Source organism: Sphingomonas sp. BK580 (assembly GCF_014194975.1).
GTDB lineage: Bacteria > Pseudomonadota > Alphaproteobacteria > Sphingomonadales > Sphingomonadaceae > Sphingomonas.
In genome coordinates this window covers 157,284-171,366 of record NZ_JACIAY010000009.1, presented here as the reverse complement: position 1 = coordinate 171,366, position 14,083 = coordinate 157,284, and the positions used below count along the sequence as shown (strand labels likewise).

The 14,083-nt window shown below is 71.8% G+C and carries 11 protein-coding genes; 5 read left to right on the top strand and 6 right to left on the bottom strand.

All coding sequences use genetic code 11. The features are described from left to right. Positions 1-11: 11 nt before the first annotated feature. Together FHY05_RS16055 and FHY05_RS16050 are read right to left on the bottom strand one after the other, a co-directional pair. Positions 12-779, bottom strand: a complete 768-nt coding sequence (locus tag FHY05_RS16055) for a SapC family protein (protein WP_183945448.1) — start codon at positions 777-779, stop codon at positions 12-14. Between the two features lie 81 nt (positions 780-860). Beyond that, positions 861-2,276 carry an FAD-binding oxidoreductase gene (locus FHY05_RS16050; protein WP_260181638.1) on the bottom strand — a complete coding sequence of 472 codons (1,416 nt, stop codon included), beginning with the start codon at positions 2,274-2,276 and terminating at the stop codon, positions 861-863. A gap of 109 nt (positions 2,277-2,385) precedes the next feature. Here FHY05_RS16050 and FHY05_RS16045 point away from each other — a divergent pair, with 109 nt between their 5' ends. The 4 genes from FHY05_RS16045 to FHY05_RS16030 all read left to right on the top strand — a co-directional run bounded on the left by FHY05_RS16045 (position 2,386) and on the right by FHY05_RS16030 (position 7,779). Beyond that, positions 2,386-2,859, top strand: a complete 474-nt coding sequence (locus tag FHY05_RS16045) for a hypothetical protein (RefSeq protein WP_183945446.1) — start codon at positions 2,386-2,388, stop codon at positions 2,857-2,859. A 226-nt stretch (positions 2,860-3,085) separates the two neighbouring features. Continuing rightward, positions 3,086-4,528 carry a DEAD/DEAH box helicase gene (locus tag FHY05_RS16040; protein ID WP_183945445.1) on the top strand — a complete coding sequence of 481 codons (1,443 nt, stop codon included), beginning with the start codon at positions 3,086-3,088 and terminating at the stop codon, positions 4,526-4,528. Between the two features lie 67 nt (positions 4,529-4,595). Beyond that, positions 4,596-5,372 (top strand): polyphosphate kinase 2, encoded by a 777-nt coding sequence (ppk2, locus tag FHY05_RS16035; protein WP_183945444.1) that lies wholly within the window; start codon positions 4,596-4,598, stop codon positions 5,370-5,372. Between the two features lie 277 nt (positions 5,373-5,649). Beyond that, positions 5,650-7,779 carry a M3 family metallopeptidase gene (locus FHY05_RS16030; protein WP_183945443.1) on the top strand — a complete coding sequence of 710 codons (2,130 nt, stop codon included), beginning with the start codon at positions 5,650-5,652 and terminating at the stop codon, positions 7,777-7,779. A gap of 267 nt (positions 7,780-8,046) precedes the next feature. On the opposite strand, the gene FHY05_RS16025 is transcribed toward FHY05_RS16030, so the two are convergent. The 3 genes from FHY05_RS16025 to FHY05_RS16015 are packed head-to-tail and all read right to left on the bottom strand — an operon-like array spanning position 8,047 to position 11,843. Next, a complete protein-coding gene (locus FHY05_RS16025; RefSeq protein ID WP_183945442.1) occupies positions 8,047-9,822 on the bottom strand; it encodes a heparinase II/III family protein in 1,776 nt (591 codons plus the stop codon). A gap of 4 nt (positions 9,823-9,826) precedes the next feature. Next, a complete protein-coding gene (gene rpe / locus FHY05_RS16020; protein WP_183945441.1) occupies positions 9,827-10,489 on the bottom strand; it encodes a ribulose-phosphate 3-epimerase in 663 nt (220 codons plus the stop codon). Positions 10,490-10,520: 31 nt separating this feature from the next. Beyond that, positions 10,521-11,843 carry an RsmB/NOP family class I SAM-dependent RNA methyltransferase gene (locus FHY05_RS16015; protein WP_183945487.1) on the bottom strand — a complete coding sequence of 441 codons (1,323 nt, stop codon included), beginning with the start codon at positions 11,841-11,843 and terminating at the stop codon, positions 10,521-10,523. A gap of 84 nt (positions 11,844-11,927) precedes the next feature. Between FHY05_RS16015 and FHY05_RS16010 the strand changes: the two genes are divergently transcribed. Then, complete coding sequence (locus FHY05_RS16010) at positions 11,928-12,089, top strand: DUF1674 domain-containing protein (protein WP_183945440.1); 162 nt, start codon at positions 11,928-11,930, stop codon at positions 12,087-12,089. Between the two features lie 471 nt (positions 12,090-12,560). On the opposite strand, the gene FHY05_RS16005 is transcribed toward FHY05_RS16010, so the two are convergent. Then, entirely contained in the window at positions 12,561-13,958 is a 1,398-nt protein-coding gene (locus FHY05_RS16005; RefSeq protein WP_183945439.1) for an alpha-L-fucosidase, read from the bottom strand. Between the last annotated feature and the right edge of the window lie 125 nt (positions 13,959-14,083).

The following is a 14,083-nucleotide window of genomic DNA, read 5'->3' as shown; positions in this document are numbered from 1 at the left end:
CCCGCTGGAGGTTACATCGTCAGCTGCGGCTGCGGCATCTTGCCCAGCCGCACCTGCCGCGCGAAGATATCGCGCATCAGCGACAGCGAGAACAGGTGCGCGTAGAGCAGCGGCAGCAGGCCCGACTGCGACATCTTACGCAGCTGGTCGCCGCGCAGGTCGACCAGCTTCTGCTCGTCGACCATCTGGAAGCCGCGGTAGACGAAGGGCTGCTCGACGCCGTCCTGCTGGATCGACACCTCGCCCTCCATCAGCAGGCCGAGCTCGCGCACCTCGTTCATGAACTGCGCCGTGCGCGCCGCGGCCTGCTCGAAGTTCTCGTTGAACTGCAGGATGTTCCGCGTCAGCTCCGTGGGCTGGCCATTCTCGAACAGCGCGTCGCCCTGGTCGAACGCGCCGATCGTTGGCGAGGTCGGGTCGAAGCACAGCGACAGCTCCTGCGCGTCCGGGGTCAGGCGCGCGAGCATGTACGGGTAGCGGCGGACATAGGCGGGGACATAGATCGTCTCCTCCAGCAGCTTGCCGCTGTCGTCGAGGAAGACGTTGACGCCCTCGTTGAGCCCCATCAGCGCCAGCGGGATGGCGTCGTCGCCCGAGGAGAAGACGATCGGCATGTGGCGCTGCACCAGCGGGAATTCCTCCACCGTCAGCGGGATGGCGTGCTGATTGGCGAGGAACGGCGCGACCGTCGAGGGCTGCACCTTGTAGTTGGCGTGCGTCTCGCTCGAGAGCGGCTCGAGGCCGTTGTAGAAGAGCGGCAGTTGCGGCGCGCTGGCCATGGGATTCTCCAAAGGACGGTGAGGGTGGGCAGTCAGGTCGCGGCGCGTCGCCCCCGGTCGCCGCGCGGATGGTCGCCGGGGTTATTCACTGCCGCGGTCGGGCGCAAGCGCGACGAGCTTGCCCGGATTGAACAGCTGGCCCGGATCGAACGCGCGCTTGATCGCGCGCAGCGCGTGCAGCCGCGCCGGCGGCCCGAGCCGCTCGAGTTCGGCCCGCTTCATCTGGCCGATGCCGTGCTCGGCCGAGATCGAGCCACCCGCCGCCGTCACGAGATCGTGGACGAAGCGCGACACCACGGGCACCTGCTCGGCATACCAATGCGCCGGATCGGTGCCGGGGGCCGCGCGGACGTGGAAGTGCACGTTGCCGTCGCCGAGATGCCCGAAGCCCGAGGCGCGCGTGCCGGGGAAGCGCGCGTCGCACGCCGCCGCGGCCGCGACCATGAAGCGCGGCATCGCCTCGACCGGCACCGATATGTCGTGCTGCGCGGCGGGGCCGGTGGCGCGCTCGGCGTCGGAGATCGACTCGCGCAGCCGCCAGAAGGCCTCGGCCTGCGCCTCGCTCTGCGCCAGCGCGGCATCGCCGATCTCGCCGGCGTCGAGCGCGGCGGCGAGCTGTGCCTCGACCAGCGCGGCGGGATCGTCGCCCGCCGCGTCGGCAGTGACCTCGAGCAGCACGTGCCAGGCGTGGCGCCCGGCGAGCGGCGCGCGCGCGTCGGGCAGATAGGCCAGCACCGCGGCGAGCGACTCGTCGGGCAGCAGCTCGAAGCTCTCCAGCGCGGGCGTGGCGCGCTGGAAGCGGCGCAGCAGCGCCATGGCGGCGTCGGGCGAGGCGACCCCCGCCCAGGAGACCGCACGCGCCGCGACCGCGGGCACCAGCCGCAGCGTCGCGGCGGTGACGACGCCCAGCGTGCCCTCGGCCCCGATCAGCAGCTGGTCGAGATCATAGCCGCGATTGTCCTTCTTCAGTGCGGCCAGCCCCTCGTGCAGCGTGCCGTCCGGCAGGACCGCCTCGACGCCCGCGACCAGCCCGCGCATCGTGCCGAAGCGCAGCACCTGCGTGCCGCCAGCGTTCGTCGAGACCAGTCCGCCGACCGTCGCGTTGCCCTTCGCGCCGAGCGAGAGCGGGAAGCGCCGGCCCTGTGCGAGCGCGGCCGCATGAAGATCGGCGAGCACCACGCCCGCCTCCGCCACCACCAGCCCGGCCTCGCGGTCGAGATGTCGGATCCTGTTCATCCGGCGTAGCGACAGGATCGCGGCGCTGCCGTCCGCCGGCGGGGTGGCGCCACCGACCATCGAGCTGTTGCCGCCCTGCGGTACCAGCGGCACCCCGAGGGCGCGCGCGACGGCGACGATCGCCCGGACCTCGGCGGTGTCGCGCGGCTGGAGCAGCAGGGCGGCGCACCCGTGCCAGCGCCGCCGCCAGTCGACGAGCCAGGGCGCGATCGAGTCCGGATCGGTGACGATCGCGCCCGGCGCGAGCCGCGGGGCAAGCATTTCGGCGAGGCGGTGTTGCGCGTCGGTCACGCTCCGCCTCTTGCCCGACAAAGCGCCCGCGTTCAATTCAGCCGGCATTCAACCGCTCCCCCGCAACGGGCCGTGCCGCATGTCCCAGCGCTTCCTGCCCGTCCTGACGCTGCTGCTGGCCGCTCCCCTGGCCGTGTCGGCGCGTGCGCCCGAGGCGGCCTTGGACGGGGTGCGTTATGCCCAGCTGACGATCCACGAGCGGCTGATCATCCGCATCCCCCGCGTCGCCCCCGCGCCGCGCGGCGCGCGCCTCGTCACTCCCGCGCCCGTCGAGTGGCAGGAGAAGCGCGGCCCAGAGTGCCTTCGCGTCACCGCGCTGACCGGCGCGGCGATCGACACCAAGGGGGACGTCGACCTCGTCATCGAGGGCGCGCGCCGCATCCGCGCCAAGCTCGACGATGACTGCCCGACGCTCGACTTCTACGCCGGCTTCTACCTGCGCCCGACGAGCGACGGTCAGATCTGCGCCGGCCGCGACGCGATCCGCTCGCGCTCGGGCGCGCTGTGCCCGATCAGCAAGTTCCGCACCTTGGTGCCGAAGAAGCGGAAGTAGAGGGTGAATCACGGGGCGCGCCGAGGCACTTGCGTTCGCGGCAGCGTCGATCCTGAAACAAGTTCAGGGTGACGACGGGGGAGAAAACGGGCAAACGCGAGCGACGGGTCCCCTCCCGCACCACCGCCGAGCCGCATTCTCCTTGACTTCTCATCGCGGATAGGGAAGCGCTCGGGGCCAGGCTATTCCTGCGGTCCCGCCCGCGCCCCACAGCCCGGACATCTGCATGAGCTTCGCCGATCTCGGCCTCTCCGACGAACTCCTCCGCGCCGTCGGCGACACCGGCTATACCGAGCCGACCCCGATCCAGGCGAGCGCGATCCCGCCCGTGCTGATGATGCGGGACATCATCGGCATCGCCCAGACCGGCACCGGCAAGACCGCCAGCTTCGTGCTGCCGATGATCGACATCCTCGCGCACGGCCGCAGCCGCGCGCGCATGCCGCGCAGCCTGATCCTTGAGCCCACGCGTGAGCTCGCCGCGCAGGTCGCCGAGAACTTTGAGAAGTACGGCAAGTACCACAAGCTCTCGATGGCGCTGCTGATCGGCGGCGTGCAGATGGGCGATCAGGTCAAGGCGCTGGAGAAGGGCGTCGACGTGCTGATCGCCACCCCCGGCCGGCTGATGGACCTGTTCGGCCGCGGCAAGATCCTGCTCACCGGCTGCTCGATGCTGGTGATCGACGAGGCCGATCGCATGCTCGACATGGGGTTCATCCCCGATATCGAGGAGATCTGCACCAAGCTGCCGGCGACGCGCCAGACGCTGCTGTTCTCGGCGACGATGCCGCCGCCGATCAAGAAGCTGGCCGATCGCTTCCTGAGCAATCCCAAGACGATCGAGGTGGCGCGCCCGGCGAGCACCAACGTCAACATCACCCAGTGGGTGGTGCCGGTGAAGGGGACCTCGTTCGAGAAGCGACGCGTGCTGCGCCAGCTGCTCGCGCCGGACGACGTGCGCAACGCGATCATCTTCTGCAACCGCAAGACCACCGTGCGCGAGCTCAACAAGAGCCTCCAGCAGCACGGCTTCGCCAGCGGCGAGATCCACGGCGACATGGACCAGCCGGCGCGGCTCGCGGAGCTCGACAAGTTCAAGAAGGGCGAGGTCAACATCCTCGTCGCCAGCGACGTCGCGGCGCGCGGGCTCGACATCAAGGGCGTCAGCCACGTCTTCAACTTCGACGCGCCGTGGCATCCGGACGATTACGTCCACCGCATCGGGCGCACCGGCCGCGCCGGCGCGACCGGCGTGGCCTACACGCTGGCGGCGCCCGACGATCTCGAGAACATCGAGAACATCGAGAAGCTCACCGGGCAGAAGATCGCGCGGCTCGAAGCGCTGCCGGGGACCGATTCCGAGGCCGGCGCGGACGCGGGCGAGGAGGAGCGTCCCCGCCGCGGGCGCGAGCGCGGTCAGCGTCGCGGCGCGCGGAGTGAGGCGCCGGCCGAGCCGATCGCGGCCGAGGCCGACATGGCCAAGCCGGGCGAGCGTCCGCGCCGGGCCGCGCGCCCGGCCCGCAGCGAACGACCTGCGGCCGAGCCGCGCGTCGCCGCGCCGAGGCAGGAGCGCTACCCCGGCCGCCGCCGCGAACGCGACGAGGCGCCCGACGACGGCGGCTGGAACGGCCCGGTGCCCGACTTCCTGCGAGTGACGCTGACCGTCTGAGCCGCGCGCGCATCCTCCCGCCCGCGGTGCGTTATAGCGGCAGGTTAGGCGACGGAGCGCGACACGGATGGGTAAGGATCACGGCGACAAGCACGGCGAGCGGCACGCCAGCCTGGAGGATCTCCAGCTCGCGCTCGTGCACACCCAGCAGGCAGCCGCGCGCAGCGGCGAGCGAGTGGTGCTGGTGCTCGAGGGCCGTGACGGCGCGGGCAAGGACGGCGCGATCAAGCGCATCGTCGAGCACAGCTCGGTGCGCGCCACGCGCGTGGTGGCGCTGCCCAAGCCGTCGGACCGTGAGCGCACGCAATGGTACTTCCAGCGCTACGTCGCGCATCTGCCCGCTGCGGGCGAGTTCGTGATCTTCAATCGCTCGTGGTACAATCGCGCCGGGGTCGAGGTGGTGATGGGCTTCTCCACCGCCGCCGAGCAGGCCGAGTTCCTGCGCGACGCGCCCGACTTCGAGCGCATGCTGGTGGAGAGCGGGATCAAGCTGGTGAAGCTGTGGCTCGACATCAGCAAGGACGAGCAGCGCGAGCGGCTCGAGGCGCGGCGCGAGGACCCGCTTAAGGCGCTCAAGGTCTCCGACATGGACGCGGTCGCCCAGTCGAAGTGGGACGATTACACCGCGGCCCGCGACGTGATGCTGACGCGCACGCACACGCCGCTGGCGCCGTGGCACTGCGTCCGCGCCGACGACAAGAAGGCGGCGCGCCGCGCGATCCTCGCGCACCTGCTGCACCAGGCCGCGCCGCCGGAGATCGCGCGCGAGGTGCCGCTGCCCGACCCCGACGTGCTGTTCACCTTCGAGGCGGCAGCGCTCAAGGACGGCCGGCTGGAGCGCTGAGGTGCCGAGCGAGACCACCGGCCCCAGGCGACCGTCATCCCGGACCTGATCCGGGACCCATGCTTCCGCAAGAACGACGGTTCGAGTGTACGCGGCACGATCGATCCCGGGTCAAGCCCCGGGTAGCGGTAGCCCTCGGCGCGCGGACGCCGAGCGGGCCGGGCGGAAGCGAGAGCGTCGCGCGGGAACACCCACCCGATTCACATTAGGGCAGCACGCTTGCCCCTATGCGCGCCCGGGTGCATCAGGCGCGCATCCTTCAGCTCAAGGAGCACCGATGCGTTCCCTCGCCGCCGCCACCGTCGTGGCGCTGATGTCCTCTTCCGCGGTCGCGCAGACTCTCAGCCCGACCAACCCCTTCGCCGAGCCGAGCCGCTTGCCGTACCAGGCGCCACCGTTCGACAAGATCAAGGACTCGGACTACCTCCCCGCCCTCGAGGCGGGCATGGCCGAGCAGCGCCGCGAGATCGCCGCGATCGTCAACGTCCGCTCGATGCCGACGTTCGAGAACACGATCGCCGCGCTGGAGAAATCGGGCCGGCTGCTCGAGCGTGCCAGCCTCGCCTTCTCGGGCGTCAACGGCGCCAACACCAACGATACGCTGCAGAAGACGCAGGAGGTGCTCGCGCCCAAGTTCGCCGCGCACCAGGACGCGATCAACCTCGATCCCAGGCTCTTCTGGCGGGTCAAGACGTTGTACGACCAGCGCGACACGCTCCAGCTCGACGCCGAGCAGCGCCAAGTGCTGACGCTGACCTATGAGAACATGGTTCATGCCGGCGCGCAGTTGAACGACGCCGAAAAGAAGGCGCTGAGCGCGCTCAACGCGCAGCTCTCCACGCTCGAGACCGCGTTCCAGCAGAAGCTGCTCGCCGCCGCCAAGGCGGGCGCCCTGGTGGTCGACGACAGGGCCAAGCTCGCCGGCCTCTCCGACGCCGAGATCGCCGCCGCGGCGGACGCCGCCAGGGAGCGCGGCCTCGCGGGCAAGTTCGTGCTGACGCTGCAGAACACGACGCAGCAGCCCGCGCTCGCCACGCTCACCGACCGCGCCACGCGCGAGGCGCTGTTCGACGCGAGCTGGACCCGCGCGACCAAGGGCGACGCCAACGACACGCGCGCGACGATCAGCCAGATCGCGGCACTGCGCGCGCAGAAGGCCAAGCTGCTCGACTTCGCCACCTGGGGCGACTATGTCCTGTCCGACCAGATGGCGAAAAGCCCCAAGACCGCGCTGGCCTTCATGCGCCAGCTCGGCGCCCCGGTCGCGGCCGAGCAGAAGCGCGAGGCGGGCGAGCTCCAGGCGCAGATCAGGGCCGAGGGCGGCAGTTTCGCGCTCAAGCCGTGGGACTGGGATCTCTATTCGGAGAAGCTGCGCAAGGCCAAGTACGACCTCAACCAGGACGAGCTGAAGCCCTATTTCGAGATCAACAAGGTGCTGACCGACGGCGTGTTCTACGCCGCCAACCAGCTCTACGGCATCACCTTCAAGCGCCGCACCGACATTCCCGTCTACCAGCCCGACGTGATTGTCTACGAAGTCTTCGAGGGCGACGGCCGCGCGATCGGGCTGATGTACTTCGACTATTGGAAGCGCGACAACAAGAACGGCGGCGCCTGGATGTCGAACTTCGTCAACCAGGCGAAGCTGCTCGGCACCAAGCCGGTGATCTACAATGTCGGCAATTTCACCAAGCCCGCGGCGGGCCAGCCCGCGCTGATCACCTTCGACGACGTGACGACGATGTTCCACGAGTTCGGCCACGCGCTGCATGGGCTGTTCGCGAACCAGACCTACCCGTCGGTCTCGGGCACCAACACCGCGCGCGACTTTGTCGAGTTCCCGTCGCAGTTCAACGAGCATTGGGCGCTCGATCCCAAGGTGCTGCCGCACTACGCCGTCAACTATCGCACCGGCGCGGTGATCCCGTCCGAGCTGGTGGGCAAGATCAAGCGCGCCGCGACGTTCAACACCGGCTATTCGTTCGGCGAGGCGGTGGCCGCGGCCGAGATGGACATGAGCTGGCACTCGCTCCCCGCCGGCGCGGGTCCGCAGGACGCCGACGCGTTCGAGGCCAAGGCACTGGCCGAGACCGGGCTCGACACCGCCGACGTGCCGCCGCGCTACCGCTCGAGCTATTTCCTCCACATCTGGGGCAACGGCTATTCGGCCGGCTATTACGCCTATCAGTGGACGAAGATGCTCGACGCCAACGCGTACGACTGGTTCGAGCGCAACGGCGGCATGACCCGCGCCAACGGCCAGCGCTTCCGCGACATGATCCTGTCGAAGGGGCACACCGAGGACTACGCGCCGATGTTCCGCGCCTTCTACGGCAAGGATCCGGAGGTGGCGCCGCTGCTGCACAATCTCGGGCTCAACGCGGACGGCTCACGCGTCGCGCCGTGACGGGGTGAAGGGCACCCCCGATGACGCGTGGTCGCTCGGCCGGCATTCCTGAGCTAGCCCCTCCCCTTCAGGGGAGGGGGTGGGGCGAGGCGTATCCGCGAACGCCGCTCCAGCGGAGAGGCCCCACCCCGGCCCTCCCCTGAAAGGGAGGGAGCCTCATGAGGGCAGCGCTACCTTACTCCGGGACAATCTGGCGTGCGGGCCGTGCAGCGAAGCTCCGCTCCGATGAACCGCGCCCGACCACCCGTCGACAGCGGCACTCGCCTCTCACCGCGCCCGGCGCAGCACCCAGGCGATCGTCGCGCCGCCGGCGGGGGCGAGCGAGTCGATCACGATCTGCTTGGTCGGCACCAGCCGGCCGTGCGGGTCGCTCCACACGCTGTCCTCCACCGTCAGCCGGTCGGCGCGCGCGCGCAGCTGCCAGAAGGCGCCCGAGGGCGTACGCAGCATCGCCGCCTGCGCGTCCGCGGTGGCGACGGCGTCGACCCCGGGACCGAGGTGGAAGCGCAGCGCCAGCGGGGTCATCGCGCCCTCGACGCGGCGGCCCCAGCGCGCCGGCTGCGGCGCGGGCAGCACCGCGTCCTCGCCGCGCAGCTCGCGGCCGTCGGCGGTGAGCAGCAGGGTGCGCTGGTGGACGAAGCCGAAGCGACGGGCGTAGCCGTCGTGGCGCGCCTCGATCCGGCTGCCCGCGTCGGACTCCTGCCGCGCCAGCTCCACCGCGGTGACGCCGCGGCCGAGCGTGCCGTCGGCGTTCAGCGCGGTGGAGTTGGTGTCGGCGATCACGAGCGTGGAATGCGCCGCGGTGGTGCGCAGCGCCTGCGCCATCGCGTCGTTGCCGCGCGCGCGGGCGTGGCCGGCGCCGCCGCAGCTCACGATCAGCCGCTCGCCGCCGTCGGAGAACTCCATCGCCAGCGTCGCGGCGCAGCCGCCGTCGGGCACCGTCGCGGCGGGGGGCGGGGCGGCGTCGACCAGCAGCACGGCGCCGCCCGCGCTCAGCCGCTGGTAGCCCCAGTCACGCGACTGGCGCAGCGGTCGCCCGAACGCGCCGCTCGCCTGTAGCGCGTCGTTGATGCGGGTGGCGTCGAGCGGCAGGCCGCCCTGCCAGCTGGCGAGGCCGCCGTCGCCCATCGCGCTGCCGAGCAGCGCCGGTGTCGCGCGCGCCAGCGCCGCGGCGGGCGCCTCGGGCAGCGGCTCGCGGCGGGAGTCGTAGAGCGCGCGCAGCAGCCCGATCGTCTCCATCACCGCGAGCAGCTGCGCCGGCGAGCGGCTGACCACGCCGCCGTCGTCGCTCAGCGCGCCAGCGAGCGCGCGCGCGAAGCCGTCCTCGCCGACGCTGCGCCGCGTCTCGCCACCGGGCAGCAGCAGCCCTGCCGCCACCACGCCTCCCCAGGCGAGCACGCGCGGCGCCCCCGCCGGCGCCTTGTCGGCGGTGCGATCGAGGTGGCGCGCGCCGCGCGCCATCGCGGTGAGCACACGCGAGCGCGCCACCAGGTTGCTCGACGAGAGCAGCAGCGGCGCGTGGAACAGCAGCATCAGCAGCCGGCGTGCCGCGAGGTCGGGGCGCCACGCCGGCTCGGTCGGGCGCTCGCCGTGCGCCATCAGCCAGCGCTGCGCCAGCGTCTCGGCGACCGTCGCGGCGCGCTCGCGCTCGCCCGTCGCGGCGAGGTCGCGTAGCCAGGTGAAGCCGTGGAGATAGTCGGTGAAGCCCGGCCGCGCCGGGGCGAGCGGATCGAGCTCGGCGATGGCGCGCTGCTCGCCCGCGGCGAAGAGCCAGCCCTCGAGCAGCGCCTCGCCCGCCAGCTCGTCGCCGGGGAAGGGATCGACCGGCACCGCCAGCAGCTTGGGCGGGTGCTGCCCGTCGAGCCGGCGGTCGTGCAGCGGGGTGCGCCAGGTCAGCCGCTCGAACCAGCGCACCACCTGCTGCGCCAGCGGCGCACCGGCCGCGGGGGCGGCGCGCACCAGCCGCTTGCCCGGCTCGATCTCGTCGTGATGTGCCAATCCCGCGCGCGCCTCGGGGCCGCGACCGCGTCCGTCGGTGCCCATCCCGTCAGTCGCCCCGCAGCGCGCGGATGTTGGCGGCGTAGCAGTCCGGCCCACCGCGGAAGGTGGCGGTGCCGGCGACCAGCGCGTCGGCCCCGGCGTCGATCGCGCGGCGCGCGGTGGCGGCGTCGATCCCGCCGTCGACCTCGAGGTCGATCGCGCGGCCGGTCGAGTCGATCATCTTGCGGATCGCGGCGATCTTGCGCAGCTGGCTGTCGATGAAGTGCTGCCCGCCGAAGCCGGGATTGACGCTCATCACCAGCACCAGGTCGACCATGTCGATCAGATAATCGAGCATCTTGGCGGGGGTGGCGGGGTTGAGCACGACGCCGGCGCGCTTGCCCAGCGCCTTGACGTGCTGGATCGTGCGGTGGACGTGCGGCCCCGCCTCGGGATGGACCGTGATCGTGTCGGCCCCGGCCTCGGCGAAGGCGTCGAGATAGGCGTCGACCGGCGAGATCATCAGGTGGACGTCGAACGGCTTGGCGGTGTGCGGGCGCAGCGCCTTGACCACCGCCGGGCCCATCGAGATGTTGGGGACGAAGTGGCCGTCCATCACGTCGATGTGGATCCAGTCGGCGCCGGCGGCGTCGATCGCGCGCACCTCCTCGCCCAGCCGAGCGAAGTCGGCGGAGAGGATCGACGGGGCGATGCGCACGGGTCTGGTCATGCGCGCCGAGGTAGCGCGATGCGGCGCCGGGTTAAAGCCGCGTGAGCCGTGCGACGAAGAAGCCGTCGCAGCCGCCCACCGCCTCGGCGGTTCCGGGCAGAGTCCGGATCCAGCCATCGCGAGTCGGAGCAACACCTTGCGGCAGCTCGGCTTCGGTCGGCGGTGCCAGCGAGAAGTCGCCCCGTGCTGCGAGGAAGCGGGTCAGCTGCGCCTCGCCCTCGGCGGGCTCGAGCGAGCAGGTGGCGTAGACGAGAGTCCCGCCCGGCGCGACCCAGTCGGCGGCGCGGTCGAGGATACGCGTCTGCAACTCGGCCATCTCGGCGATCGTGGCGTCGCCGGCGCGGTGGAGCACGTCGGGGTGGCGGCGGAAGATGCCGGTGGCGCTGCACGGCGCGTCGACCAGCACCGCCTGGGCGGGCGCGTCGGGTGACCAGTCGAGCACGTCGGCGAGCGCGATGTCAAAGGCGAGTCCGGTGCGATCGCGATTGTCGCGAAGTCGCGCGGCGCGACTCTCCGACACGTCGACCGCGGTGACGGCATAGCCCGAGGCGGCGAGCTGGAGCGTCTTGCCGCCGGGCGCGGCGCACAGGTCGAGCGCGCGCGCTCCCGGCGCCGCGCCGGTAGCGAGCAGTCGCGCCGGCATCGAGGCGGCGAGGTCCTGCACCCACCAGGCGCCCTCGGCATAGCCGGGCAGCTCGCTCACCGCGCTTGCGCCGGCGGGGAGGCGGACATGGCCGGGCGCGAGGCTGGTGCCGCCGAGCCGCTCAACCCAGTCGGCGGTCGTGCCGGGGTCACGCAGCGTGAGGTCGAGCGGCGGCGGCGCGGCGATCGCGCGCGCCGCGGCGGCGACCATGTCGTCGCCCCAGTGCGCGCGCCAGCGCTCCGCCACCGCGGGGAGCAAGCTTGGCACCTCGGGCAGCGCCGCGCCGCCGCGCATCAGCGTGCCGAACACGCCGTGGACCAGCCGCTTCGGCCCGCCGTCGACCAGCGGGAGCACGGTGGCGATCGCGGCGTGCGGGGGCGTACCCAGCGCGAGCGCCTGGACCAGCGCGACGCGCAGCACGAAGCGAGCCTTGGCGTCGTCGGGGAGGCGTTGGCGCGTCGCCGAATCGATCAGCGCGTCGAGGTCGGGCAGGCGGCGCAGCGTCTCGGCGGCGATGGCGTGCGCCAGGCCGCGGTCGGGGCCGCCGGGCAGCGCGCGCGTGGCGAGCGCGAGTGCGGACTCGAGCGGCTCGCCGCGGCGGAGCACCGCGTCGAGCAGGCGCAGCGCGGCGCGGCGCGCCGCGGTGCCGAGCGGGTCGGGACCGCGCGCGGGACGGGAGGGCTTGGCGGGCCGGGCGGCGGGGCGCGCCATCAGCGCGGCGCGCGCGGGTTGAAGCGGGTCATGCCCGCGCATATGTCCCCGTCGACGCGAGCGATCAATCGGAAGGACGTCCGCATGGGCCATCGCCCCGACCACGTGAAGCCGCCGGCACACCTCAGCCCCAACCCGCCGGTGCCCGCCCCGGAGCCGCTCGACCGGCCCGCGCAGGACCCGCTCGGCCGCGACCCGGTGCGCTACGGCGACTGGGAGCGCGACGGGATCGCGATCGACTTCTGACGAGCGTCATTCTCCGCTCCTGCTGCGCCGCCGCGAGGCACGCTCGCTTCGAGCAAGCAAGCCTTGGACAGCTCACTCTCTCCCCGGCGCGAACGATGTCGGACCGGCGACGAGGTAGCTTCCGTAGCTGAAGTAATAGCCGTCGCGCTGAAGCCGTGCCGCGCCGATGCGGCACCGGACCCGAGCCTTGTCAGTGCGCGCGCGTCGAGGCTGGGAGCGCCCCCGACGACGTGGAGTCCCGCGGCGCGGTCGAGCTGCCCCGAGGGCCCGAGATAACATACGGAGGCGAGCCAATCGCACGTTCGGGGAGGGGCGCAGCTCGGTGATCAATTACCCGGTGTGCCGGCACGCCGGGCGGCAGGGCGGGCGATGGCGTCGCCGGAGCGGCGGCGGGGCAGCGCCGACGCCTGAGGCGCACCCCGACCCTCGCACCGACGCCGCGCGGCACCGCGGTGCCGGCGACGCGGTCGCTCAGCGCCGCAGCTGAAGTGCCACCACCTGGTCCCAGGCGTCAGCTAGCGGCGGCAGGCCGGCGAGCTCGACCGCGCCACCGCGCGCGGTGACCGTCACCGCCGCGCCGCCGTCGAGCAGTCGCGCCGAGCGCACCTTGGCCGCCAGCGGCAGCCGCACGCGGCCGTCGTGCGCGCGCAGCAGGTGGACGTAGACGGTGTCGCCGCGCTGCGTCGTCACGCCATAGTCGCCGGGCGCTACCGGGCCGCCGCGGGTGCCGTAGATGCTCTCAGCGTGGCGCTTCATCCACTCGCCGATGGCGTGGAAGGTGACGAGATTCTCCGGCTGGATCTCACCGTTGGGCATCGGCCCGGTGTTGAGCAAGAAATTGGCGTTGCGGCCGGCCGCGCCGACCATCGTGCGCACCAAGGTCTCGGGCGACTTGTAGTTGTCGTCCACCAGGTTGAAGCCCCAGCTGCCGTTCATCGTCTCGGCCATCTCGAGCGGCAGCCGCCCGATCGTCGCCTTGTCGCCGTTGAACCCCATCGTGTTCTCGCCCGGCAGGTCACGCTCGAAGGTCTGGTAATCTTCCCCCGGGAAGGGCGCGCGGTGATGGTTGTTGACGATCAGCGCGGCCGGCTGGAGCGAGTGGATCAGCGCGTAGGTGCGGTCGAGCCGCCATCGGTCGCGCAGCGCGGTCTTCTCCTGGTCCCACCAGCCGTCGAACCAGATCCCGCCGATCGGGCCATATTGGGTGAGCAGCTCGCGCAGCTGCGCGTCCTGATAGTCGACATACCGCTCCCAGTCGCCCGCTTCGGGCCGGCCGGTGGTGTGGCCGGTACGACCGCGCGGAAAATAGTCGGGATTGTGCCAGTCGAGCTGCGAGTAATAGAAGAACAGCTTCACGCCCTGGCGGCGGCAGGCCGCGGCGAGCTCGGCGATCGGGTCGCGCTTGAACGGGGTCGCGTCGACGACATTGTAGCGCGACACCTTGCTGCCGAACATCGCGAAACCGTCATGGTGCTTGCTGGTGATGACGATGTAGCGCGCGCCGGCATCCTTGAAGGAGCGCACCCAGGCGTCGGCGTCGAACCGCGTCGGGTTGAAGAAGTGCGCGAGGCGCTCGTATTTGGCGGCGGGGATCTTGTTCTCCTGCATGATCCACTCGGCCAGCCCCGGCGAGCCGCTGCCCCCCAGCTCGCTGTAGAGCCCCCAGTGAAGGAACACGCCGAACTTCGCGTCCTGAAACCAAGTGCGCGCCGCGAGATTGGCGGCCGCCGGGGTGTAGGACGACGCGTCGGCGGGCGAGGCGGGCTGCTGCGCGGGACTGGACTGCGCGGATGCGCCGATCGGTGATGCCAGCGTCGCCACGATCGCCCATGCCACGATCGCGCCGACGCGCCTCGAACAACCTGCCATGATCGGCTCCCCTCTCCGACGTGTCCGCCTCGGCCGCGCACTCCGCGATCGTATCTCGTGATCCGGCCCTGAGTCGGGACGACAGCAAGGATCGTCTCGCAGAGCGCTGGCCTCTCTGACGAGTG